26 protein-coding genes are annotated in these 23,373 nt (G+C 40.5%); 9 read left to right on the top strand and 17 right to left on the bottom strand.

Annotated features, from left to right (window positions below; all coding sequences use genetic code 11):
* The first annotated feature begins 3 nt into the window (after window positions 1–3).
* Window positions 4–96 (top strand): cytochrome bd oxidase small subunit CydS, encoded by a 93-nt coding sequence (gene cydS / locus MKY45_RS23305; protein WP_374705745.1) that lies wholly within the window; start codon window positions 4–6, stop codon window positions 94–96.
* 117 nt (window positions 97–213) lie between these two features.
* Here cydS and cydC read toward each other — a convergent pair whose 3' ends face one another.
* Window positions 214–1,929, bottom strand: a complete 1,716-nt coding sequence (gene cydC / locus MKY45_RS10830; protein WP_256706200.1) for a thiol reductant ABC exporter subunit CydC — start codon at window positions 1,927–1,929, stop codon at window positions 214–216.
* Window positions 1,926–3,650 carry a thiol reductant ABC exporter subunit CydD gene (cydD, locus tag MKY45_RS10825; protein ID WP_256706199.1) on the bottom strand — a complete coding sequence of 575 codons (1,725 nt, stop codon included), beginning with the start codon at window positions 3,648–3,650 and terminating at the stop codon, window positions 1,926–1,928. Before cydD ends, cydC begins: the two co-directional genes overlap by 4 nt.
* 233 nt (window positions 3,651–3,883) lie before the next feature.
* On the opposite strand from cydD, the gene MKY45_RS10820 reads away from it, so the two are divergent.
* A complete protein-coding gene (locus MKY45_RS10820; RefSeq protein ID WP_212929120.1) occupies window positions 3,884–4,156 on the top strand; it encodes a hypothetical protein in 273 nt (90 codons plus the stop codon).
* 48 nt (window positions 4,157–4,204) lie between these two features.
* Here the strand turns inward: MKY45_RS10820 and MKY45_RS10815 are convergent, their stop codons facing one another.
* Complete coding sequence (locus tag MKY45_RS10815) at window positions 4,205–4,882, bottom strand: endonuclease III domain-containing protein (protein WP_193062021.1); 678 nt, start codon at window positions 4,880–4,882, stop codon at window positions 4,205–4,207.
* A 144-nt stretch (window positions 4,883–5,026) separates the two neighbouring features.
* Between MKY45_RS10815 and MKY45_RS10810 the strand changes: the two genes are divergently transcribed.
* A complete protein-coding gene (locus tag MKY45_RS10810; RefSeq protein ID WP_193062020.1) occupies window positions 5,027–6,064 on the top strand; it encodes a C45 family autoproteolytic acyltransferase/hydolase in 1,038 nt (345 codons plus the stop codon).
* A gap of 137 nt (window positions 6,065–6,201) precedes the next feature.
* Window positions 6,202–7,032: a pyridoxine/pyridoxal/pyridoxamine kinase gene (gene pdxK / locus MKY45_RS10805; protein WP_256706198.1), complete on the top strand. Its 831-nt coding sequence runs from the start codon at window positions 6,202–6,204 to the stop codon at window positions 7,030–7,032.
* Window positions 7,033–7,088: 56 nt separating this feature from the next.
* Here the strand turns inward: pdxK and MKY45_RS10800 are convergent, their stop codons facing one another.
* From MKY45_RS10800 to MKY45_RS10760, 9 genes are all read right to left on the bottom strand, one after another.
* Window positions 7,089–8,483: a DHA2 family efflux MFS transporter permease subunit gene (locus tag MKY45_RS10800; protein WP_256706197.1), complete on the bottom strand. Its 1,395-nt coding sequence runs from the start codon at window positions 8,481–8,483 to the stop codon at window positions 7,089–7,091.
* 284 nt (window positions 8,484–8,767) lie between these two features.
* Entirely contained in the window at window positions 8,768–9,313 is a 546-nt protein-coding gene (locus MKY45_RS10795; protein ID WP_256706196.1) for an NADPH-dependent FMN reductase, read from the bottom strand.
* A gap of 276 nt (window positions 9,314–9,589) precedes the next feature.
* Window positions 9,590–9,985, bottom strand: coding sequence for a spore coat protein (locus MKY45_RS10790; RefSeq protein ID WP_341172914.1), 396 nt, complete (start codon window positions 9,983–9,985; stop codon window positions 9,590–9,592).
* Window positions 9,986–10,081: 96 nt separating this feature from the next.
* Window positions 10,082–10,564, bottom strand: coding sequence for a GNAT family N-acetyltransferase (locus MKY45_RS10785; protein ID WP_341172913.1), 483 nt, complete (start codon window positions 10,562–10,564; stop codon window positions 10,082–10,084).
* A 221-nt stretch (window positions 10,565–10,785) separates the two neighbouring features.
* Entirely contained in the window at window positions 10,786–11,859 is a 1,074-nt protein-coding gene (locus MKY45_RS10780; protein WP_256706194.1) for a DUF871 domain-containing protein, read from the bottom strand.
* A 59-nt stretch (window positions 11,860–11,918) separates the two neighbouring features.
* Window positions 11,919–13,292, bottom strand: coding sequence for a PTS transporter subunit EIIC (locus MKY45_RS10775; RefSeq protein WP_042533685.1), 1,374 nt, complete (start codon window positions 13,290–13,292; stop codon window positions 11,919–11,921).
* A gap of 14 nt (window positions 13,293–13,306) precedes the next feature.
* Entirely contained in the window at window positions 13,307–14,197 is an 891-nt protein-coding gene (gene murQ / locus MKY45_RS10770) for an N-acetylmuramic acid 6-phosphate etherase (protein ID WP_042533683.1), read from the bottom strand.
* A gap of 115 nt (window positions 14,198–14,312) precedes the next feature.
* Complete coding sequence (locus tag MKY45_RS10765) at window positions 14,313–15,164, bottom strand: MurR/RpiR family transcriptional regulator (RefSeq protein ID WP_042533681.1); 852 nt, start codon at window positions 15,162–15,164, stop codon at window positions 14,313–14,315.
* Window positions 15,165–15,233: 69 nt separating this feature from the next.
* Entirely contained in the window at window positions 15,234–15,731 is a 498-nt protein-coding gene (locus MKY45_RS10760; RefSeq protein WP_256706193.1) for a GNAT family N-acetyltransferase, read from the bottom strand.
* Window positions 15,732–16,231: 500 nt separating this feature from the next.
* Between MKY45_RS10760 and MKY45_RS10755 the strand changes: the two genes are divergently transcribed.
* Both MKY45_RS10755 and MKY45_RS10750 read left to right on the top strand, forming a co-directional pair.
* Window positions 16,232–17,245 (top strand): hypothetical protein, encoded by a 1,014-nt coding sequence (locus MKY45_RS10755; RefSeq protein ID WP_256706191.1) that lies wholly within the window; start codon window positions 16,232–16,234, stop codon window positions 17,243–17,245.
* 47 nt (window positions 17,246–17,292) lie between these two features.
* Entirely contained in the window at window positions 17,293–17,610 is a 318-nt protein-coding gene (locus tag MKY45_RS10750; protein WP_256706190.1) for a DUF5362 family protein, read from the top strand.
* An 80-nt stretch (window positions 17,611–17,690) separates the two neighbouring features.
* On the opposite strand, the gene MKY45_RS10745 is transcribed toward MKY45_RS10750, so the two are convergent.
* From MKY45_RS10745 to MKY45_RS10735, 3 genes are all read right to left on the bottom strand, one after another.
* Complete coding sequence (locus MKY45_RS10745) at window positions 17,691–18,356, bottom strand: SIMPL domain-containing protein (protein WP_042533676.1); 666 nt, start codon at window positions 18,354–18,356, stop codon at window positions 17,691–17,693.
* Between the two features lie 51 nt (window positions 18,357–18,407).
* The gene (locus tag MKY45_RS10740) at window positions 18,408–18,977 is read right to left on the bottom strand and encodes an SLOG family protein (protein WP_042533674.1); all 570 of its coding nucleotides are present in this window, start codon (window positions 18,975–18,977) and stop codon (window positions 18,408–18,410) included.
* A 118-nt stretch (window positions 18,978–19,095) separates the two neighbouring features.
* Entirely contained in the window at window positions 19,096–19,425 is a 330-nt protein-coding gene (locus MKY45_RS10735; RefSeq protein ID WP_276540064.1) for a CotD family spore coat protein, read from the bottom strand.
* A 336-nt stretch (window positions 19,426–19,761) separates the two neighbouring features.
* Here MKY45_RS10735 and MKY45_RS10730 point away from each other — a divergent pair, with 336 nt between their 5' ends.
* Window positions 19,762–19,962, top strand: a complete 201-nt coding sequence (locus MKY45_RS10730) for a cold-shock protein (protein WP_040982314.1) — start codon at window positions 19,762–19,764, stop codon at window positions 19,960–19,962.
* A gap of 94 nt (window positions 19,963–20,056) precedes the next feature.
* Here the strand turns inward: MKY45_RS10730 and MKY45_RS10725 are convergent, their stop codons facing one another.
* Both MKY45_RS10725 and MKY45_RS10720 read right to left on the bottom strand, forming a co-directional pair.
* Entirely contained in the window at window positions 20,057–20,533 is a 477-nt protein-coding gene (locus MKY45_RS10725) for an SRPBCC family protein (RefSeq protein WP_042533672.1), read from the bottom strand.
* A gap of 145 nt (window positions 20,534–20,678) precedes the next feature.
* The gene (locus MKY45_RS10720; protein WP_256706189.1) at window positions 20,679–21,602 is read right to left on the bottom strand and encodes a manganese-dependent inorganic pyrophosphatase; all 924 of its coding nucleotides are present in this window, start codon (window positions 21,600–21,602) and stop codon (window positions 20,679–20,681) included.
* 178 nt (window positions 21,603–21,780) lie between these two features.
* Here MKY45_RS10720 and MKY45_RS10715 point away from each other — a divergent pair, with 178 nt between their 5' ends.
* Both MKY45_RS10715 and MKY45_RS10710 read left to right on the top strand, forming a co-directional pair.
* Entirely contained in the window at window positions 21,781–22,245 is a 465-nt protein-coding gene (locus MKY45_RS10715) for a DinB family protein (RefSeq protein ID WP_341172912.1), read from the top strand.
* A complete protein-coding gene (locus MKY45_RS10710; protein ID WP_256706187.1) occupies window positions 22,238–23,362 on the top strand; it encodes an NAD(P)/FAD-dependent oxidoreductase in 1,125 nt (374 codons plus the stop codon). Before MKY45_RS10715 ends, MKY45_RS10710 begins: the two co-directional genes overlap by 8 nt.
* The last annotated feature ends 11 nt before the right edge of the window (window positions 23,363–23,373 follow it).

The raw sequence follows: 23,373 nt of genomic DNA, 5'->3' as shown, positions 1-23,373 counted from the left end.
AACATGTTGAACCAATTTCTGATTTTCATCGCTCCTTTCATCGTCCTGATTGCAGCAATTGCTTTAGCATTTGTCGCTGCAGCTAAGGATAGATAATACACAAATGCCCTCAGCTAACCGATTTTTTAATCGGATTAGCTGAGGGCATTTTTTTGTTTCCCATATAAGCGAAAAATACAAAATATCCGTTTTAGATACGACTGTTTATTGCCGTTACACCAGTTGACTATTTTCCAGCTCCTTCATCGCTTTAAAGTAGCCGTCTTTCTTCCCCATCAGCTCCATATAAGTGCCTTGTTCAACGACTTCTCCGTGGTTCATGACAATAATCTGATCCATCTTTTCCAAGCCTGTTAAACGATGCCTGATGGTTACCACCGTCTGATATTTTGTTGCCTTTTCTATTTCCTCCATTATTTCCTGCTCTGTAATCGCATCTAAAGATGAGGTTGGCTCATCCAGCAGCCAGACAGAAGCATCCCGTAAAAACAGACGGGCAAGTGCCAGACGCTGTTTTTCTCCGCCAGACAGGTTCGTTCCCTTTTCCAATACTTGGTCCTCTAATGAAAAATGGCTTAATTGAACCTTTTCTAATGCTTCCTGGCAGGCTTCTTCCCCCGCCTCTTTATTCGCAAATCGCAGGTTTTCATAAATACTTCCGTAGAAAAAATGATTATGCTGCAGGGATACATTCAATTGTCTCCAAAGACTGTCTGGAGCAATTTTATCAAGCTCTTGCCCATTTACTAAAAGTTGACCGGATTGGATGGGAGCAAAAGTGAGCATCGCCTGCATCAGCGTCGATTTCCCTGAGCCGCTTGGCCCGACAATGGCGATATTTGTTCCCGGCTTGATTTGAAAAGCAGTGAGACGCACAGCCGGCTTCTTTTCAGTGGGATATTGAATGGAAACATCCTTAAAATCAAATTGAATCGGTACATCCGTTTCAATTTCATGAACAGCCTCTTCGGTTTGCGTCTCCTTTTCCCAAACCTCGGTGAGACGTTTAGAGGAAGCTTTGCTTTCTTCTAAATGCGCAGGAAGCACTGCCATCGATGACGTATCCTCAAACACCGTAATGGCAATCATAAACAGCATCGCTAACAGTGTTCCGGCAAGGTTTCCCTCTGATACATAAAACCCTGCCTGCACGAGAATAATTACTGCAATGAAAAAAGAAAAGAAGATAACAACGGCTTCCCGGATAGCAAGCTGGCGATTTTCTTTCGCCTTTATTTCTTCGTATTGCTTCATATTATTATCGAGCTGCTGTTTTTTCCTTTCCGCCTGTTGAAAGATTGTCAATTCCCGGAACCCGTACAGATAGTCTGTAAATTCCGAGGACAATGCACCTCTTTTTTCCCGCATCGTTACAGCTGTCTTTTTCTGAAACAGATAAAAGATGGATGGGAAAACAACCAGTACGATAATCACGCCGCCAATCATTGTCATAGCCACCCCTATGGATAAATACATCGTAAAGAAAATCGTAGCTGTAAAAACAGCTGCCAATACCACCGGCGGATAAAACACACGTAAAAAGAAATGCTGTAAGCTCTCTACATCACCGACGATCCGTGCCAGAATATCCCCGCTTCTGTATTTTTGCAAAAGTCTGCTTGCCAGCGGCTCTATCTGATCATAAACCTTCAGGCGGATATTTTTCAGAATCGTAAAGGTACCGCGATGAGAAAAATAGCGTTCCCCGTATCTGCTGACAGCTGAGGTAATCCCCAGCAGCTTCACACTCGCTACCAGAATCATCAAGGTATAGATCGGCGGTGCAAAAGCGGCTTGTGAAATCAAATAACCGCTTGCTGCAAATAAGGAGACAGCGGTAATCCCCGCTAAAAATCCAAAGAAGATAGAAATCAGAATATCCCTTTTTTCTTTCAACATCATTTTTAAGACCAGACTGATATCCTTCATGCTTCCCGCCCTCCTTGCTGTGTATGGATCATTTTTCGATACATTTCATTGTTTTTGTAAAGTTGTTCATGTGTCCCCTCTCCTGCTATTTCTCCCTGATCCAGCAGAAAGATTTTATCGGCGTTACGGATTGTATGCAGGCGGTGCGCAACAGTAATCATCGTTGTTTGGTTTCTTAAGGTATCTAACGATTTTTGCAAAATATGCTCCGTCTGGATATCGAGACCGGTTGTCGGCTCATCAAAGAATAGAATTTGCGGTTTTTTCAGAAGGGTGCGGGCAATCGCAATCCGCTGCTTCTCTCCTCCCGATAAGCCTCTGCCTCCCTCTCCGATGATCGTATCTAATCCGTCTGGTAAAGCAGTAATCCACTTCCAGATTCCTGCATGCTCCGCAACCTCCTGTATGACTTTATCATGCTGTTCTTCCTGAGAGCCGAGTAATATATTATCCCGTACGGTTCCAGAAAACACATAGGGCTGCTGCGATAAATAACCAATCCGGCCGAACCAATCTGCTTTTTCTACCTTTTCTTGCGCAATACCGTCAATTAGAAAGTTTCCTTCTTTCGCCGGCAGAAAACCAGCTAATACATGCAGCAAGGTTGACTTACCTGCACCGGTTTTACCAATAATGGCAACCTGCTCATACGGTAAAATCCGCATCGAAGCCGGCGCTAATTGAAAGTTTCCCTCTTCATAATGAAAGGAAGCCTGTTCCAGCCTTAATTCGGGTGCTTTATCGGTTTTTAATGAAGCAGTTCCCCAAGAAACTGGAGTCGTCTCTTCATCAAGCACATCCTCGACCCGTGAGGCTGCGCCCATACTTGCGCGTCCGGAATGAAAAGCGGAGCCCAGCTGTTTCAATTGACTGAACAGCTCCGGCGCAAGAAGTAAAACAAAAAATCCCGTAAAAAAGCTGAGATTTTGAAAAATAATCATCCGGATTGCAATCTCTAAAGCAATCAGACCGATACTCAGCATAGCGATAAATTCCAGCGCTAAGGAGTTTGTAAAGGCAACCTTCAGCACACCCATCGTTGCATCCCGGAAGCTTGTACTATCCTGATCAATTTTATTTCTCTGTTCTTGAGACCGGCCAAATAATTTCACCGTCGGCAGACCCTGTAATGTATCCAGGAACGTTCCTGAAAAAGCTGCTAATTCAGACAGCTGTTCCTTTGATTTATCCTTTGTTTTTATACCAATAATCATCATAAAGACAGGAATAAAGGGAGCGGAAACAAGAATAATCAGTCCGCTTGTCCAATTTTGAATAAAAATAACTAACCAGACAATCAGAACAATGCCGACAGATTGAATAACCTGAGGGAGATACTGACTGAAATAGCCGTCTATTTCATCGATCGTATCCATAAATAAGCTTGTCTTCCGGCCAGACTGTCCTTTATCTGCATCGATCATAGGCTGGCTGGTAAAATGACGGAGCAATTTTTCCCGTATCGAAACCTTCGCAGTCTGAGCCATTTTTATGCCGGAGCCTTTTATCATATATTGAAAAACCGTTCGTACCAAAAGCATGCCAATCAATATAAAAACAGCAGGAAGAATAGATGAAAATGCCGCATTATCCAAAAACAGCTGCTGGATAATCGTTACCACGAGATAGCTCTGCCCTACGATGGCCAGTGCCATAAAAAGGGACGCCACCCCCATCCAAATCATCCTGTTTCGAAAATCTTTTGTAAATTCCTTTAACAACGGATCACCACCCTTAAACACAACATAATCAATTACAATATATCCTCTACTCCATTATACAACAGCATGCTTTTCGCCGCTCACCACACAGTGCGCTGCACCATTTAGAAATGAATATTTTATGAACATCCGCTATTTGTAGAGTTTTTTTTAGGAAACACATATATTAACCTATATATAACTATTCCATGAATATAAAGCAATAATAAAAAGATTTACAGGAGTGTCCTATCATGTCTAATTTTTTCCTTAACACCCCAACAAATTTTAATGTGAGCGAGAAAAGCCTTGGTGATAAATTACTTTATTATGGCGGAGTGGTTACTACATTAGGAAGTATTATGTCCCTCGTCGGATCAACGATTCTATACAATGAAGATGTAGAAGAGGAAGAAGCAGCTTTTGAAGAAAATTCACCTGTTACGAGCCGCCAGCTGATAGAAATGCAGCAACAGCTTGACCTTTTACAGAAAAAAATAGATCGATTAGAGAATCAAGGGCAGTAGATAATTCATTTCCTGTCCCTGATTCACCTTTTTAAAAGTTTATTCTTCTTAACTTAACAGATTCCGTTCTCCATTTGTTTTTTTCTCCCCCGTCCAGCAAAACGAAAGAAGCGGACAGTTTTCACATAACGGCGTCTTCTTACAATATTGTTTTCCATGCTCCACAATTAATGCGTGAAATTCCTGATGCATTTTTAAGTCATGCGGAAAGAAATTTTCCACTTCAATTTTAAGCGCATGATAGGTTTTGGGAAGCTGATAGCCGATTCGATGAAACAACCGCATCGCATAGGTATCCGCAATAAAACCGGCTTTATCAAAAGCATACAGCATCATCGCATCCGCAGTTTCCTCTCCGATTCCATGGATTGCCAGCAGTTCTTTACGGAGAACAGCTTGATCAACGCTTTGAATCCTCTCTACCTGAAAGTCATATTTTTGAAACCAATGCAGCCAGGCCTTAATTTTCTTCGCTTTCATTCGATAGAAGCCGCTTGGGCGTATTTTTTCGGCAAGCACTGCTTCTTCCATTTGTATTAAACGCTCAGCAGCTGCATCTTTCCCCAGGTTCGCCAGAGCCAACTCGACATTTTTCCAATTTGTCCGCTGAACCAAAATAGCGCTGATCAGCATTTGAAAATCAGAAGCTGCTGGCCACCACCCTTGAGGGCCATAGTAATGAAATAATTTTTGATATAATTCCGTATAGCTTATCTTTTCTGTCATCTGAATCTCCTCTTTTTCCATTAAACGAAAGTTCACTTAGCAGGAGTTTTACGAACGATTCTCCATGATAAAGCTGATTTCTTTTCTAATCACTCTAAACAAGATACACTAGCAATACATTTACGAAAGAAATGGAGAGCAACAATGAAATCTGTTCATGCTGATATTATACAATTCCGTGGAGGCCATTATCAATTCGGACTTTTTCAGGCGGAAAAACTAAAGAATTCACCCATAATCAACCATCGGAAAGCACTGCTCAGCAAACGCTGGAGAAACTTCCTTGTTGATGAAGAAGAAGTAAAAGCAGTATTCAAAGCATTTTCTCCGGCTATTTGGGAAGAAATAGAAGGATTAAGTGATGGATTAGGCATCCCCTGGAATGATGCCATTCGCGAATTTGGCGGTTACTATTATGAATACGGCCGCAGCGGCTGTTCCATTAATACCAAGCAGGATTACCTGGTACGAAATTATGATAATGCCCCCCATTCCTATGAAGGCCGTTATGTTTTATTCGCTCCCTCTGATTCCGGATATGCCAGTGTCGGTCCTTCCATGCAAATCACCGGGCGTACGGACGGAATCAATGAAAAAGGGCTGACGATGGGCTATAATTTCGTCAACCGTAAAAAATCCGGCGATGGCTTTGTCTGCAATATGATTGGCAGACTGCTTTTAGAAAACTGTGCCACTGTGGAAGAAGCCGTTCAATTACTTCGTGAGATCCCGCACCGGAATACCTTCAACTATGTATTATTAGATACAACTGGAAAATCACTCGTTGTGGAGGTTTCCCCCCGCTCTTTCTTTGTCCGGGAAGATAGCAGCTGTACAAACCATTTCAATGCATTAACAGAAGAGAACCGGTACCGTTCAGATGAATCAATGGAACGGCTGGAGAGAATCCTAACAAAGCAGAGGGATATTCATACACCTTATGAAGCGTTTCGTATGTTAAATGATATCGAACAAGGAATCTTTTCTGAAAAATACGGTGCATGGGCAGGGACACTGCATACAGCACTGTACTTGCCAAAAGAACAAGCTGCTTGGTTTGCGTTGGGAGGCAATCGTCAGCCATTTATTTTCTCTTTTCAAAAATGGCTGCAGGGAGAAAAATTACATGCAACGAAGATAAAGGGACAGATTAATGCAACCGATTCGTTTATTAACGTATAGCGGCATCTTGCCTGTCGCATTTCGATGGCTTTACAATTGAGTTAGAAAGGATTATCCTAGCAACAAAGGAAAAGTAATTTTTAGAGAGTCAGCATCATTTAATTTATGAGTATAACTGACTTTAAGGAGGAAAACCAATGACTATGAAAAAAGCATTAACCCTTGCTGGTTCTGACTCTAGCGGCGGAGCCGGGATTGCTGCAGATTTAAAAACCTTTCAGGAGCATAATGTATATGGCATGACCGCTCTGACTTCCATTGTGACAATGAATCCAGAAGGCTGGGGACATGACGTTACACCGATTGATGCGGAAGTCGTTGAAAAACAATTGAACACGATCCTTTCTGTCGGCGTAGATGCAATGAAATCCGGAATGCTGGGATCTGTAGATATTATTAATTTAGGCGCAAAAAAAATTGATGAATACAATATTGAGAAGTATGTTCTTGACCCTGTCATGGTATGTAAAGGGGAAGATGAAGTGCTTCAGCCGGAAAACACAGACGCGATGCGTGAAGAATTATTGCCTCGTTCTCTGGTTGTAACGCCTAATTTGTTTGAAGCAGCGCAATTAGCTCAAATGGCTCCAATTAAGACCATAGAGCAAATGAAGGAAGCTGCTAAAAAAATTCACGCCTTAGGTGCAAAAAATGTTGTCGTTAAAGGCGGAAAACAGCTTGACCACGATAAAGCTGTTGACCTGTTCTATGACGGAACAGACTTTGACTTATTAGAAAGCGAAAAAATAGAAACAAGCTATAACCATGGAGCAGGATGTACTTTCGCTGCGGCAATCACTGCAAACTTAGCTCACGGTGAAAACGTGCACGATGCCGTAAAAGCAGCAAAAATCTTCGTTGCAGCTGCTATTGCTAACGGCTGGAAGCTAAACGAGTATGTTGGTCCTGTGATGCACGGAGCTTACAACAAAACAGACAGCAAAAAAGTAGAAGTATTCAGCGTATAATGAAAAAGACCTTAGAACATCCGGTGTTCTAAGGTCTTTTTCATTATATTAAATAGTTAATCCCGATCATGGATAAAGAATGTCAATACCAGCGCAATGATAGAGATTATTCCAGTGACAAGGAAAGAAACATTGACACCATGAACCATCCCTTGGATTCCCTGTTCAGGGATAGATGCTGTAGACATAATGGTAATTGGCAATGCTGTACCGATTGCTCCGGAAACCTGTCTTAAAGTATTGTTCACTGCTGTGCCATGCGAAATATACTTTTCGGGCAATACATTGAGACCTGCTGTTGTAACAGGCATCATCGCCATAGCCACCCCCAGCATTCTCAAGGCATGAATCGTTGCGATAAATATAAAGCTTGTTTCTGTCGTTAACGTGCTTAACATAAAGGTCGTACCGACAATCAGCACTAAACCAATCATTGCCAAATACCTGGCACCGTATCGGTCAAAGAGCCTTCCGGTAATCGGATTCATTAACCCTTGTATAACAGCACCTGCCAGTAAAGCCAGCCCTGAATGAAAGGCACTGAATCCTAACATTTGCTGCATATAAAGCGGCAAAATGACAGCAGCTCCAATCATTGTCATAAACGTAACCATACCTAATACGGTAGTGATTGTAAATATCCGATATTTAAACACCCGAAATTCTAAAATAGGTGTTTTCAAATGCATTTGTCTGGTAATAAACCATGCCAGCATAACCCCGCCGATAACTAAGGAACCGATAACCTGATAGCTTAACCAGCCTGCATTTCCAGCGGTGCTGAATCCGTATAGAATACCGCCGAAACCAAGTGTAGATAATAAAACGGATAGCTTATCCAATTCAGGGAAAGTCCGTTTCGTCACATTTTTAAGTAAAAAGTAAGCGATAATTATGTTTAGGATAGCAATTGGCAAAACCATGAAGAATAACGTTCTCCAAGGAAAATGCTCTACAATATACCCAGATAGCGTCGGTCCGATGGCGGGTGCGAAGGAAATAACTAAACCGAACATTCCCATTGCACTGCCCCGTTTTTCCTTTGGATAAATTAAAATCAAAATGGTCTGCATCAACGGCATCATAATTCCTGCACCGGCTGCCTGCAGAACACGCCCCAGCAGAAGTGAGAAAAACTCTGGTGCAACGCCACAAACCAGTGTACCTATTGTAAACAGGGACATCGCGGTTAGAAATAAACTGCGCGTCGTAAACGTCCCAATTAAAAAGGCTGTAATCGGGATCATAATCCCATTTACGAGCATAAAAGCAGATTGCAGCCATTGTACTGTATTTGCATCAATATCTAAATCCGCCATCATATGAGGCAGCGCCGTTCCTAGTAACGTCTGATTCAGAATAGCTACAAAGGCTCCGGATAATAAAACAATCAGAATGGGCGCCCGGCTAATATTTTTTGTATCTATTGATGATTCATGACTCTCATCCATTTACGACCCTTCTTTCATTAAAGATTACATTTTTATTTAGCTATCGGTGAGTCATTACTTTTCATATAGTTATTTCTTTCCCAATTTTGCTTCATTATAAAACGAAACTTTATTCAGCCGAAACTTTCGGTTCTCCAATTGAATGGTTTCAGTGTGAAAAAAGACAAAACCGGTGACTGTAAAATCACCGGCATAAACTGAAGCTTTATTCAGTGGGAGTTTCCCCTGCTGAAATTTAAAAAGAACAAAGGCCAAACCCGCAGTTTCACGGAACCTCGATAAAATTAATTCTTTAACGTATCGCACCAATCGATAAAGTTATGAACAACGGAATCAAGAAAATCAATGGTTTGTTCATCCGCCAGATTTCCTTGCTCGTCCATCTTGTTCTGCACGGAACCAATTAATACTTCATTTCCTGGCAGAGTCAATACCCCGACTCCGCGAGAATTTAAAATTTGACGAAGCTGTAGTTGAGCTTTTACTGTACCAAGAACTCCCATTGAAGCTCCTACTACCATTCCAGGTTTATTTACCATAACTAAATCAACACGGGAGAACCAGTCGATTGCATTTTTTAACATACCCGAAATAGACCCATTATATTCAGGTGTAGCAAATAAAATAGCGTCACTATCTTTGATACGCTGACGAATTTCTTTTACAATTTCTGGCGGATTTAATTCCTCATCCTGATTATAGAAAGGTAATTTTTCTATCGGCAAAATATCAATTTCTATTTTTTCCTGATAACGGTCCTTCATATATTCAACAAGTTGTTTGTTGTAAGATTCTGCGCGGTTGCTTCCAATCATTGCTGCAATTTTCATTCGTATACCTCCAATATTTCTTCTTTTAAAATGTTATGTTTATCACAAATGCTTGTCGTTTTTTAAACACAATTAATATTATTACCATAATCACTTATCTATCTCAAGATATCTGCTCAAGAAAAACGCCTTTCTAAAACACAAAAAATACTCTTATTAAGAAGCATTTCATGGGTTATTTTCTTCCCATTGAAAAGCTTTCTTAATAAGAGTTATTTTACGACATCATGATAATCAGGAGAAGCGCAGGCTCTCCAGCTAATAATATTTCAATTTTTAGAAGAACCAATTACGGTTTCTGCCGCAACCGCAGGAACGTTTTTTTTTGCAGCGGTTCTCAGAACGTTTGCCGCAATGGTCGGAATGATGGTGATTTCCACCCCCGCCATTATTAGAACCACCTACTCTGCGGCAGTTACTTGAATCGTTTACGTCGCTGCCACAATCATAATTTTCAACAACCGTTTCGTTCACATTGGATTCTCTGACTGGATAATAATTTTCATTGCGGACAATTGTGCGATGCACATTTTTAATTTCTGTCGGGTGAATGTTTTTTACAGTTTTCACGCTATTAGTAGTACGAACCTCATGCCTTGTTGGATGAACACGTACATCCTCATCCCGGTTCGAATTGCAACAACGGCTACATTGACATTTATCTCGGCTCATTCGGACTCCCTCCTTTCCAATGCATAATACATCTTATGAAAGAAGGCGGTTTTGTCCTACGCAAATAACTATTAATCCGATAAATGTACGTTTTGTCTATATTGCTGGATTGTTACGTTTCATCGTTATAAACTCTATTCCTTTATAGCGAAATTGATGTTCTTTAATAAAGTGATTTTTTTTATATAACTGGATTGCTCGTTTATTGAACGATGCAACGGTAAGTCGAATTGCCTTGCCTTTATGCTCCTGCTCAATAAAATGAAGAATTCTTTTTAAAAATGAATCTCCGTTTCCTTTTCCAGTCAACTGTGGATTCATTCCCAAACCTAAATCAACACAATCTTCTATATAAGCTGCATTTCTATCTCCAACAGGAACCTTGGCTGAACGGCCTGTGCAAAAGAAACCAATTAACCTGTGAGATGAATCTACCATTGCGTAATAGCCGCCGCCAAGCAATTCTACAATCGCACTAGTCGTTAACACATTATTATAAAAATCATACGGCTTTTCGTACTTCCAGCAAAGTGCCTCCACTGCATACTTTTGTGTCATCCGAACAATATGTATATCCACTAAACATCCCCACTTTTCCTTTAACCTTCCTATATTATTTCACATTTTTCATTCGAGGTGAATAAATATCTCATATCTTCTGATTATCAAATAAAATAAGATGCACTCCTAATCTGTTATAGAAATAACATGGCTAGGAAAGTGAAAGGTCGCAGCTCTCTCTGTATAAAATGAAAAGAGCTCATCATTAGTTAATGGATATCCCTGCAGCATTTAGTCCGTTACAGCCATTCGATCCGAAATCTCTGATTCCCCTCGATCCATGGAAGCAGCGGTAAATCATTTTCAATCACCTGCCCAAGCACATTTACCCTTTCATCCGCCGGTAAATCGGCTAAGGTGATTTGAATTTCACCCTGGTAACGCAAATATTTTTCATTATCTATCGTTACAGAACCTGCAGGGCGCTCCGTATTGTTTTGAGCCTGAACACCTGATTCTCCAAATTGCGCATAGCTTCTCGATTCAACGGCACGGATACAATCTCTTGCATAATCCGCCCGGTTGGTCATTGCAGCCGCTGCTTTACGGATTATTTCAGAGTCTGCTCGTTTATCAGAAACAGCCCGGATTAGTATTTCATCTTTCTGGATATAGGCCTGAAATTGTTTCAGAGAATCCTCCCCTATTTCAACATCACCAACAACGATTTTATCAACTTCACCGAATTTTTCTAATTCCAGATATGCAGCAAATGGAGAATACCCGCGATGCTGTTCCAAGGTTGGCAATTTTTCGTATAGCGGGCCCCGCAATTGCTTATCTCCCGGTATAAAAGCCATTACGGTCAAACCAGCTTCTTTTAATGCTTTATTTTTCTGAATAAAATCAACGGACCCTAACCCGCTTTCCGGACGCGGATAATAATTATGCCATGCTTCTACCGCTTCCATATGGAGACCATTCGCCCTCAAATGATTTAACGCGTCCACGTCAATGGTACTGGCATTTAATGCAACCCGCATTTTATGTGATAAATCAATGATTGTCTGGTCATCAATACCGTAGTCAATCCTTAGACCGGAGAGTCCCCAGTTTAGTAATTGATCTGCATTCTCCCAGTTAAAGCCTAATGTTTGTAACGAATTTGGTGAAATATCCGCCATGAGTTCCATATCTAATTCACTCGCTGCTTTACCAAGCGCCTGAAGTTGCTCTTTATATACTGTCTGATCATCCTCCGGAATATGCAAAGAGGTGAAAATGGAATGAAACCCACTTTCCTTCATTTTTCGAATATAGGGAATCTGTTGTTCTATTGGTGTATTCCCTAAATAAATAGAAATCCCTAACATAACTATCCCTCCATCTATTATATAAGAAGAAACAGGAGGCCGCAGCCTCCTGTTAATTGTTAAATTCCATCTGCCATACTATCCTTAAAGCCGAACGCATACGTAAATAAGAAACCAAATACATACGAAATAACAAGTCCTAGAAAATAGCTTATATACTGCCCATTTGTTATTAATGGTATCAATGATAAGCCTGAAACGCCAATTCCTGCAGCTGCTGTATTCATCACTGCCTGGAACGCTCCGCCGATGGATGCTCCTAAACAAGCGGTTAAGAACGGTCTTCCAAGCGGCAGGGTCACCCCGTACATTAACGGCTCACCAATCCCTAAGAAGCCAACCGGAGCAGCTCCTTTGATAATATTTTTTAAATGCTTATTTTTGGTTTTTACATAAATCGCAATCGCTGCGCCAACCTGCCCGGCGCCGCCCATCGCTAAAATGGTCAACAGTGCCGTTTCATTAAACGCATTAATCAACTCTAAGTGAATCGGTGTCAAACCGTGATGCAGGCCAACCGTAACCAATGGCAGGAAGAACCCTGCCAGAACGGCCCCTGCTAGAACGCCGCCCGTCTCAATCAAGGCAATCAACCCTTTAGTGATTCCATCGGATAATAAACCTGCTGCCGGCATAATGGCAAATAAGGATACAAATCCAACAACCAGCACGGTAATTAAAGGAGTAAAAATAATATCAACTGCATTCCACATCACTTTACGCACATTTTTCTCAACAACCGTCATCAGCCAGGCAGCAAAGATAACACCAAACAAACCGCCTCTGCCGGGAGTTAATTCCTCTCCAAAAATCGCAATATTTTCAAGCTGCGGGCTAAATAAAATCATTCCTGCTATAGCACCTAATACCGGAGTTCCGCCAAATTCCTTTGAAGTATTCCAGCCTACTAAGATTCCTAAGGAAGCAAAGATAACGCCGCCAAACAAGAGCAATATCTGCATCCAGTTTTGCTCTGGATCCACCCCTGCGTTGACTGCAAAGTTCGCTCCGCCATTAATAACTCCTGATGCTACAAGGCCCGGAATTAAAGGTATAAAAATATTTCCAAGCTTACGTAAAAAGTTTTTAAAGGGGGTCCGGTTCTTTGCTTTCATATTTTGTTTATCCAGTGCTGCTTTTTCTTCAAACGTTAAATCATCCGCATTTGCGTCTTCCCCGATGCCAAATCCAGTCAGCTGGCTCATTTCTGCAGCAACCTTATTGACAGTACCAGGCCCGATTACGATTTGCAGTGTCTCATCTTCAACCACGCCCATTACGCCATCAATCTGTTTTAACCCTGCCAAATCAGCTTTCGAATCATCCTTTAAAGATAAGCGCAGCCGTGTCATACAGTGAGCAATCCGCTGGAGATTACCTTTACCGCCTGCCTGTTCTAAAATTTCCGCGGCCATTCTCTGTTCTTTCTTCATGGTAAACCCTCCCTTTATTTTGTCAGCGCATGTCGAACAAATCCATCCGAATTATTCAATCTATTCACCGCATCATCATAGGAGCATTCCAGCAGTATCATCACAATCGCAACCTTCACCTGGTTGTTTGCCTTTTCAAAATAGGAGGCTGCTGTATCATAGTCGGCTCCAGTGATTTCCATTATGTTTCGTTTAGACCTTTCCAATAATTTTTCATTCGTCGGCTTTAAATCCACCATAAAGTTTTGATAAACCTTGCCAATGCCTACCATTGCTGCAGTCGAAATCATATTTAAAGTCATTTTCTGAGCAGTCCCGGCCTTTAATCTTGTAGAACCAGTCAGCACCTCCGCGTCTGTTTTCAGTTCAATTGCTACAGAAGCATACTGGCTCATGACAGCATCTTTATTACAGGATACGCTGACTGTATTCGCTTTTTTCGAATCAGCATATTGCAAAGCGCCGATAACATACGGTGTACGTCCGCTCGCAGCTATTCCAATTACTGTATCGTTTTCTGAGAGCTGAATGTTTTTAAGGTCAGCAGCGCCGAGCTCCGGATTATCCTCCGCACCTTCTGCGGCTTCGTAAAGCGCTTTCATACCACCCGCAATAACTCCCTGAACCATCTCTGACGGCGTACCAAATGTAGGAACACATTCCACTGCGTCTAAAACGCCTAACCTGCCGCTTGTACCAGCTCCGACATAAATCAGTCTTCCATTTTTCTTAAACGATTCAATCGCATATTTTGAAGCTTTCTCAATTTGCGGCAGCTGCTCCTTGATTGCTGTTAAAACCTGCTCATCTTCTTTATTCATTGTCTCTAAAATTTCCATTGTCGACATCTCATCTAAATGCATCGAATGCTGATTTCGCATTTCTGTTGTTAACTTATCGAGCATATCATCACTCTCCTCTATTCGCTTATAACTCTATTTTAAATGTTTTTGAAATTAAAAGTCAATAAGATTTATATGTTTTGTGAAATTAAATTTCATTTTATAATAAAAAAAGAAGCTATCTTCTTAATTTCACAACATAATCTCTAGCTTCTTGATATTCATCCAGCACATTTTCACCGATGATATTAAAAATACTGATATACAAGCTGTCTACCATCGTCAGCTGGGTCATTCTTGAAGTAATACTTCCAATCCGGAAATCCTGCTCTACATTCGGTGTCGCTAATCGAATATCTGCTTCTTTATATAGCGGGGACTTATTCATGTTCGTTATTGCAATAACCTTAGCTCCTTTTTCTTGAGCCAATCGTGCTAAATCTAAAACATCCTTCGTCTTTCCAGACATACTGATGGCTACAAATACATCCTGGCTGTTAAAATGAGGCACCTTTGACAGCATGTAGTGAAAATCTGCATTAAACTCCACTTCATATCCGAGTTTCGTAAATTTATATACCGCATCGAGCGCAGCAATCGATGAGCCGCCTACACCATAAAATATAATCTTACGAGCATTTTTTAGCACGTTGACTGCATCATCCAGCTCTTTTTTTTCTAAAGATTCCATCGTCAGCTCGATCGCATTTTTATTCACATGAACGACTTTTTGAAACAATTCATAGGGAGAATCTTTTTTCTGTAAAATAGAAAAGTCAGTGATATAATCATCTGTTACCGCTAACTCCTGTGCCAAGGAAATTTTAAAGGTTTTAAAACTTCCAATTCCGATTGTCTTTGCAAAACGAATAACACTTGCTTCGCTCACATCCGCCTTATTCGCTAATTCTTTCGTCGTCATATTTGGAATAAGCTCTGCATGATGTAAAATATACTTCGAAATCTTTTTCTCAGTTTTAGAAAATTGATGGAGCCGTTCGTTGATTCTAGTTAGTAGTGTTGTCGCCATGTCAACTTCTCCTATTCCAATTCGGTTATGTTCCTTAGTATAGCAAAAATCAGAAGCGTGTTCTAATGATTAATTAGAGGAACGATTTACTTCTAATTCCATTGTACAGGTATGTAACGTGTGCCCGCTGAGGTCTTCGGTGAATTCAGAAATAATCTTGAAACCTCTTCCTTTATAAAACGCCATCCCTTTTGCATTTTCCTTTTCTACATTTAGCTGAATAAACGCAGGTTTCAAATCCTCTATCCCATATTCTAATAACGCTGTTCCCATTCCGTTCCCTTGTGTATCCGGATACAAGTAAATAGCATAAAGCGTACTGATTCCTTTTTCTGATACCCGGCTAAAATTCGCAAACCCTTCTATTCGTTTATCCGACTCCACAACATATAGACTGGAAAGCTCGATACGCTGAAGCATGGTTTGATTACTATATGATTTATTTAAAAATGCATCCTGAATGCTTCTGGGTATAATGCCTTCATATGTATCATGCCAGCTTTGGCAAACAATACGCTGAACAGCACCAATATCTGTCTCTTCTGCCAATCTTACATGGTAATTCATACAGCCCACTCCCTTTGAACAAAATGATGTTTTTATTATAAAGCGAAACTTCATTTAATGATAGTACTGCTCTTCCATTTTAAAACAAAATTATGGTAATATGTTTCATTATCTACTAATAATTCAGAGGTGTATCAAAAAATAAGGAGGGATAGGTATCGAAACGCTAAACCAAAAATACCTGACACGCATCCAGATTTGGGGAATATTTGTCGGAATTATTTTATTTATCTATGGATTGCTTCTATTTTTCACCGGTTTTTCTTCTGCTCTTATTGCTCCTGTTCCGGGGCTTATCCTGATGATATTAGGAAGCTTTTTATTTAAAACGGGAAAGTTTGCGGGAGAACTCAAAAAAGATGCATCAAGAATATATGTATTAGAAAATTTTTTCAAAAATCATCTTTGGTTCCTGCTGCTGACTAGCATATTGGCCAGCTTAATTATTTTGTTTTATCTTATCTTTTTTATTTTTATTACATAGGAGAGAGGGAATTAATATGAAAAAATTATCATTTATCCTGATTCTGACCATTATCCTCTCAGCTTGTGGAACAGACAACCTAGAAGAAAGTTCATTTGACGTGGAAGTAAATTGCAGCTCTATGGAAGCAGGTACAGAAGAAGCGCTGGAGGAAAGAGTTTCTCTTTTTGAAAGGGATACGCATGAACCTTTAAAGGAAAAGCTAAATGAGGATGTATTGGTTTCTAAGGAGAACTTAGAAGAAGAACTCGCAACCGCCGTCTATTCCACCTGTATAAAGGAGGAAGAATCGTATAATGACAGCTATGACAAATTATATTTTTCAATGCTGGAATATTTTTATGCTTTCATGATATCGGAAAAAGAGGAATCCCTGACAATAGAGGAAATAAACTACAAAGGACGTTCTTTTAATGATTATGCACTCAATATCGTATTGGATGACGGGCGTCAAGCAAATGTTTTTCGCTTTGATCCTCTTACATATTCCGGTGATGTTTTACAGCGGTTAGACGAAGAAGCCGTTATTGGATCATTGGAAGAATTATATGCTTCTGCCATCAAAAAGGATTTTATCGACAGGGCCTTTTCTGGATTGGAAAATCCGCTGAATGCTGCATTCCACAATATTCCCGACATTCTGGAAGAAAAAGATCTTGAAGAATGGGAGCCAGATCTTGATAAAAACGCAGAAGCATCTGATTTTTGGCATTTATATGCCATTATTATTGATGGAGATATAAAGGAACAAAATCTATTAAGAGAGAAAGAGAACTGGCGGGATATCAAATTATATCCAAGTTGGCGTACGTATCAAATGATAGAAAGGCTCGAGGAAGTTCACGCTATCTCCCCTGACATTCCCTATCCGGAAGGAGCACTCGAGAATGAGGAATGGTTCAAAGCGACGGACTACATGTCAGAGAATATGGAGGAGACCGTTAAAGATAACAAATTGGATAAGGATTTATACGAGATATACCAATATATTCACACAGGGGAAGGATACTTAAGCGATTTGGAGCTTTAGAAAAGATGTTAAATAAAAAACATCACTTTCGGAAAGGAGCATTTTTTTTGGAATACTTGCACCCAAAATACTTTAAATGGATTCATATTTTAAGCAAATTTCTCGGTATTATCATCATTCTGTACGGAATTTTCATCATCATTCAGAATTTCCCGTCCATTATCGGGCCTGTTCCCGGGCTCGCATCTATTTTGCTGGGTGTTTATTTGTATAAAAGCGGAATGGAAGCAGGCCGTCTTTTGAGGTCGGACAGAAAAAGCAAGCAGGCTTTGGAAGAAATGTTAAAATATGGCTTATTTTTAATGATTAACGGACTGCTGTTTATAGCGGCAATCATTTTATACATTATCTCTATTTGTATATAGGGAATGCCACGCTTACAATAAAAAAATACAAATCAAGTACTTTCAACATGCTTGATTTGTATTTTTTTATATTTCCTTTCTTAAAGCTGATACACTACTTCCAGGCGTGCTTCTATCGATTGATTTCCCGGTTCAATTGGCGTAGACACCATCTTGAATACCTGCGCAGGTCCAACCCCTGGCGAAGCAGTCTGTTCGTTAATCTTTAATGGAACCGTGTTTAAATTAGCGCCAAGCTGTTCAGCTAAGCTTTCTGCCTTCTTCTTTGCATCTGTAAGTGCAAAGCTTAATGCTTCCATATAAAAGTTCTCCGGATCATTTACCGAAAACTCAATCGAAACAACTTCATTTACGCCATTTTCGGTGACACGATCAATGATTTCTCCAATTCGATCCATATCATCCGTAACCACAGTGATTTCATTTCGAACCTCGTAGCCCTGTAATATCTGATTGCCATCCTGATAGCTATACATCGGTCTTGCAGAAAAGCTGGTAGTTTGAATCTGCTCTCTCGGAACACCAATTTGCTGCAAGGTATCCAGAGCCTGATTCATTCGTCCTGTATTTTCTTTCTGCGCTTCCTCTAAAGAGCTGCTGACGGTGGAAACAACCAATTGAATACGGGCAATACTCGGCGAAACTATAACCGTGCCCACGCCAGTGACCGTGATGGTCCCTTGCTGATTATTTTGTCGCTCATACATTCTATGCCCATAATTAGGCGGTCCATAAGTATAATACATTGCGAACATCCCTCCCTCATACCATCCTATGTTGTATAAGGGCTGTACCATTCAATAATTATCCGGAGAATCCCAGTAATCGGGGTCCTGCATTTGCAGTTCTTCGACAACATCCTCTAAGTCCTGAGGTGTAATCGTAAAAACGGGGTACTCCTTGGACGTCCGATTCACAGCATCATAAAAATAGCGAACGCTGCCGGGATATTCTTCATCCACGAGGAGTAAAGCAGCATCACTTTTATCAATCAGCCATAAATCCTTCGCCCGAAATTGGTACGCCCCCTGATACCCACCTCTATACAGCGGTTTGAAAAAATCGGCTGTCATCATTAATTCTTCATATTTTTCCTTGATTGGGTCCGGCCAACGTTCATCCTGATTTTCAAACGGCGGAAAAACACCTACTTGTACCTCATAGGTTTCTTTTAAATCCATTATCACAGCAGCAGCCCACAGCTCAATACCCATCTGTCCAGAAATAATAATCCATTCTAATCCTTCTTCTATAAAGGTGCGCAGCCTTTTCTCTAAAGCTGCCTTAATAAAAACAATTCTGGGATCATTTTCTTTGAAGATGCCTAATTCCGTCGGCTTATAGCCTGTTACATGTAAAATTTTCACAGTAATATCCTTTCTTCATTACAAGCTTAAGTTATCTCCTATTTTAACGCAGGGATACTTGATTTGAAAGCTTGTCTCTGTTTAACAAAAAGGCAGTCCGCACTGCCCATTGTTATTTTCACCACATTCCCGGTCTTCTCGGCGGACAAATGCCTGGGTGATTTCTCATTTCTCCCATGTGTCCAGGAGGCATTTGTCCTGGTAAAGCGAACGGCGCAGAAGGGAATGGCGGACGTGGTCCAATTTGCGGTCTGCCCATAAAGGCATTTTTTCCATACGGGTGCGGATGCTGCTTTTTTATACTATGGTGATTTACATACGTTGTATGGACAGGATGAATATGATTAACAACAGATTCGGATGACGTGTGGACATATTGATGCTTTGTCGGATGCACAATGGTCTTTTCATTCGATCGCTGCGGATGAAATCGCTCTTTACCTTGCATCGTTTCTTCCTCCTTTTTGTTCTCTCTTTTTACTATATGTGATAAACGTACAAGTCGAGCAAGACAGATACCCAGATTTATTTTGATTTTTAATAATAGCCGGAAAGCCCGCTCTTTAAGTGATTTCAGAAAAATAATCGGTTAAAAAATTTGTGTATAAGCAGGTTTAGAAACTTTTTTCCTAAAAAGGTTGGCTTTTATCATTGTAGATGCTATAATAAGGATACTTATTTAGATTCGGTAGAAATACAGGATGGGATACATCTTTCGTCTTGAAATTTAACTTTGAACTAAATAGTAATAAACAGTGCAACAATTGCACGTGGAGGTAAAAGAATGAACACAGGTTCTGTAAAATGGTTTAACGCTGAAAAAGGCTTCGGTTTCATCGAAGTTGAAGGTGGAGACGATGTATTCGTACATTTCTCTGCAATCCAAGGCGAAGGTTTCAAAACTTTAGAAGAAGGTCAAACAGTTACTTTCGATATCGAAGAAGGAAATCGCGGACCACAAGCTGCTAACGTTGTTAAAAACTAATAAGCAGATAATCGAAAAAAGCTGATCATCATTGATCAGCTTTTTTTATTTATCATTTTTCTATAGGGAGGATTTAAAACAATGGTTACTTTTTTTATTCCGTAAAGACAGCAAGATTCTCCAATGTGGATTTTAAACCTATATCATGATCCTCCTTTCGTATTCCTTCAGGTACGTTCTCGCAAATGACAGTAACTTTTGTGCCTTCTGAAGCGTCTTCAAAAAGCCATTTTTGAATCATCTCTCCTGAAAATAACGAGTCTCCGGAATCGAAATTGACGGATTGAACGATGCGCTTGTTTGGAACCAGCTCCAAAAACCTGCCTTGCGTTACGTCTGTATTATCTGTAGTTTTACCAGAATGCGCACTATCCATTTCGTACGTAAGAGTTATCCTATAAGTTCCTCCCTGCCTAGGGTCAAATGCATCCACATGACCTGACATTCCTTTAGGCGGCAGCCATGAAATCAGTGCTTCCTGGTTTATAAATGCTTGATAAATGGTTTGTGGGGATGCCATAATCACTCTTGATGCAGTGTCTACCCTTCTTTTTATCGGTTCCTCCTTCATCAAAATCCCTCCTCTTTTTCAGTTTATCAAATCAAAACGCTTAAAATTTCTTATCAATTGCTCAACATCCTTCTACTAGTAAATCGATATCAACAAAATCCCCTCACCAATCAGGCAAGGGGATTTCACTTTTTTATATACCGTTTTAAAATTGCTCTGTTAAAGCTGTCACAATCTGTTTCTTACGGGAAACAACACCTTTTAATAAAGCACGATCATTTTCATCTAAAGTGGCATGGAATGCTTTTTCAACATTAGCTTTTTCTGGTCCTACTGCTAATACTTCGGAATCATTATTTAGAATATCAGTTGCAACAAACAAGAATAAATCCAATCCTTTTTCATTTACAGTTGCCGTGATTTCACTTACTAATTCATCATGAAGCTGATAAATCTCACTGACATCGACTGCATTTACCTGAGCGATTTCTACCTTTGCATCGCCCATTGCAAATTCCTTAGCATCCATGGTAATCAATTCTTTAACCGTTTTATCACTGATATCTGCACCGGCTTTTAACATTTCTAAACCGTATTCTTCCAGGTCCACTCCAGCCTTTTCAGCTAATTCTTGCGCTGCTTTTACATCTTCTTCTGTACACGTCGGTGATTTTAATAATAAAGAATCGGAAACAATAGCGGATAATAATAATCCTGCAATGTGTTTATCTAATTCAATTTGTTTTTCTTTGTACATTTTGTTTAAAATAGTTGCGGTACATCCCACTGGCTCGGCACGGAAATAAAGCGGCTCTTTGGTTTGGAAATTGGATACACGGTGGTGATCGATTACTTCGTGGATAACCGCGTTTTCAATGTTATCAGCACTTTGCTGGAATTCATTATGGTCTACTAAAATAACATCAGCGCCATCTTCTAATTTCTGAACAAGTGCTGGAGCTTCTACTCCAAATTGCTCTAAAGCAAATTTTGTTTCCCCATTTACTTCACCTAAGCGTGCAGGACTTACGTCTTCCCCCAATTTTGTTTTTAAATCAGCGTAAGCTAATGCGGAACAAATAGTATCCGTATCTGGATTTTTATGTCCGAAAATAAGTGTTTTTGACATTTTTGATTTCCTCCCTCGACAAACTTTCCATATATAGATTATCACATTTAATGTCCTATGCTCCAGCCCTAATCTTGTTTCTGTAAAAAAATGCTGGAAATATTATTGATTCCGCCTCAAAATACTGTAAAAATAATCATTATTAGATTATAATTAGTATCATTGGAGGATTGATGAAATGACAAGAAAACAATTTAACTTAACACGTACTGCTTTGCTCACCTTTGCTTCCGAGCTGGATGATAATAGTATCGATGTGCAGGCAGACTATTTTGATACAACGATCCGCTGGCATTTAGGCCACGCGCTCGTAACCATGGAAAAATTCTTATTCCGCTACCCTGTAAAATCAGAAAATATACCAGCTGGCTATGTTGAACTTTTCAGCTCTGGGACAAGCCCAAAGGATTGGACGGAAGAACCGCCCAGTTTAGAAACGTTATTAGAAGCATTAGAGCTGCAACAACAGCGCATTAATGAATTTAATGATTTATTCTGGAAATCGAATGTACAATTTAAAGTTCCATTCGGCAGCGTGGAGACTCAGGGCGATTTGCTGATTATGCTTTCCTTCCGCGAAGCAGAGCTTTTGGGTAAAATCAAAGCCATGTATCAGGTTATTTCAAGGGATAAAAATGAGTAAACCTTATATTATTATTGGCGGCGGCATTTTAGGTTCCAGCACCGCCTATTATCTTTCAAAACAAGGTGCAGAGGTCATTCTGATTGACCGGCACGATGAAGGTCAAGCAACGGACGCAGCAGCAGGAATTATTTGCCCGTGGGTTTCCCAGCGCCGTAACAAAAAGTGGTATCATCTTGCTAAAAATGGCGCCCGGATATATCCATCGCTTATAGCGGATTTAGAAAATCTCGGCGAGAAGGACACCGGTTATAAACAGGTAGGAGCACTCAGCCTCCATACAGACTCCAAACAAGTAGACGGTATGGAAGAAAGAGCGTATAAACGCCGGGAAGACGCTCCAGAAATCGGTGATATTATCCGTCTGGATGCCGAAGAAACATATCAGCGCTTTCCCATTTTGCAAAAGGATTACCAGGCTGTCTTTATCAGTGGAGCAGCGCGGGTCGATGGAAGAAAATTAGTAAAGGCTTTAAGAAATGCTGCCAAAGCAAATGGGGCTTCCCTTCTATCTGGAGATGCCAAATTATACACAGCTGGTAATACGGTAACCGGTGTGGAGTATAATAATGAGGTCATTGATGCCGAAAAAGTCATTTTGGCGAACGGAGCTTGGATGAAGGAAACCGTAGACCCTTTGGACATCCATCTGGATGTTTCGTTCCAGCGGGCACAAATTATGCATCTGGAAATTCCATGTTTACACACAGCACATTGGCCGGTAGTTATGCCTCCTGGAACGAAATATTTACTCACGCAGGATGACAACCGCTTCGTCATTGGGTCAACTCATGAGGATAAGGTTAATTTTGATTATCGCGTCACCGCAGCAGCCGTACATGAAATTTTAGATCAAGGGCTTGAGATTGCACCAGAGTTAGCAGAAGCAACCATTTTGGAAACCCGGGTCGGCTTTCGCCCGTACACACCCGGTTTCTTGCCGGTTATCGGCGAACTGCCTGCATATTCCAATATTCTTTTAGCAAACGGACTCGGTTCATCCGGACTGACGATGGGCCCTTATCTTGGACAGCAGCTTGCAAAATTAGCTTTACATGAAGAAACAGATATCATTTTAGAGCATTATGATGTATCATCTGCATTAAAGCGTCAGTAATGAAAAGAGGT

It is taken from the genome of Oceanobacillus sp. FSL K6-0251 (assembly GCF_038004725.1).
Lineage (GTDB): Bacteria > Bacillota > Bacilli > Bacillales > Amphibacillaceae > Oceanobacillus > Oceanobacillus oncorhynchi.
This window is presented reverse-complemented; position numbering and strand designations above follow the sequence as displayed.

Excerpts from the sequence above, each read along its gene's own strand:
- MKY45_RS10800 (WP_256706197.1), bottom strand. The coding sequence starts at position 8,483 with ATGGATGAGAGTCATGAATCATCAATAGATACAAAAAATATTAGCCGG.
- MKY45_RS10735 (WP_276540064.1), bottom strand. The coding sequence starts at position 19,425 with ATGCAAGGTAAAGAGCGATTTCATCCGCAGCGATCGAATGAAAAGACC.
- MKY45_RS10765 (WP_042533681.1), bottom strand. The coding sequence starts at position 15,164 with ATGGCGACAACACTACTAACTAGAATCAACGAACGGCTCCATCAATTT.
- MKY45_RS10790 (WP_341172914.1), bottom strand. The coding sequence starts at position 9,985 with ATGAGCCGAGATAAATGTCAATGTAGCCGTTGTTGCAATTCGAACCGG.
- MKY45_RS10820 (WP_212929120.1), top strand. The coding sequence starts at position 3,884 with ATGTCTAATTTTTTCCTTAACACCCCAACAAATTTTAATGTGAGCGAG.
- MKY45_RS10710 (WP_256706187.1), top strand. The coding sequence starts at position 22,238 with ATGAGTAAACCTTATATTATTATTGGCGGCGGCATTTTAGGTTCCAGC.
- MKY45_RS10745 (WP_042533676.1), bottom strand. The coding sequence starts at position 18,356 with ATGTATTATACTTATGGACCGCCTAATTATGGGCATAGAATGTATGAG.
- MKY45_RS10725 (WP_042533672.1), bottom strand. The coding sequence starts at position 20,533 with ATGAAGGAGGAACCGATAAAAAGAAGGGTAGACACTGCATCAAGAGTG.
- MKY45_RS10815 (WP_193062021.1), bottom strand. The coding sequence starts at position 4,882 with ATGACAGAAAAGATAAGCTATACGGAATTATATCAAAAATTATTTCAT.
- MKY45_RS10795 (WP_256706196.1), bottom strand. The coding sequence starts at position 9,313 with ATGAAAATTGCAGCAATGATTGGAAGCAACCGCGCAGAATCTTACAAC.
- MKY45_RS10715 (WP_341172912.1), top strand. The coding sequence starts at position 21,781 with ATGACAAGAAAACAATTTAACTTAACACGTACTGCTTTGCTCACCTTT.
- MKY45_RS10760 (WP_256706193.1), bottom strand. The coding sequence starts at position 15,731 with ATGAATTACCATGTAAGATTGGCAGAAGAGACAGATATTGGTGCTGTT.
- MKY45_RS10755 (WP_256706191.1), top strand. The coding sequence starts at position 16,232 with ATGAAAAAATTATCATTTATCCTGATTCTGACCATTATCCTCTCAGCT.
- murQ (WP_042533683.1), bottom strand. The coding sequence starts at position 14,197 with ATGCTCGATAAGTTAACAACAGAAATGCGAAATCAGCATTCGATGCAT.
- cydS (WP_374705745.1), top strand. The coding sequence starts at position 4 with ATGTTGAACCAATTTCTGATTTTCATCGCTCCTTTCATCGTCCTGATT.
- MKY45_RS10775 (WP_042533685.1), bottom strand. The coding sequence starts at position 13,292 with ATGAAGAAAGAACAGAGAATGGCCGCGGAAATTTTAGAACAGGCAGGC.
- pdxK (WP_256706198.1), top strand. The coding sequence starts at position 6,202 with ATGACTATGAAAAAAGCATTAACCCTTGCTGGTTCTGACTCTAGCGGC.
- MKY45_RS10780 (WP_256706194.1), bottom strand. The coding sequence starts at position 11,859 with ATGTTAGGGATTTCTATTTATTTAGGGAATACACCAATAGAACAACAG.
- MKY45_RS10720 (WP_256706189.1), bottom strand. The coding sequence starts at position 21,602 with ATGTCAAAAACACTTATTTTCGGACATAAAAATCCAGATACGGATACT.
- cydC (WP_256706200.1), bottom strand. The coding sequence starts at position 1,929 with ATGAAGGATATCAGTCTGGTCTTAAAAATGATGTTGAAAGAAAAAAGG.
- MKY45_RS10730 (WP_040982314.1), top strand. The coding sequence starts at position 19,762 with ATGAACACAGGTTCTGTAAAATGGTTTAACGCTGAAAAAGGCTTCGGT.
- MKY45_RS10810 (WP_193062020.1), top strand. The coding sequence starts at position 5,027 with ATGAAATCTGTTCATGCTGATATTATACAATTCCGTGGAGGCCATTAT.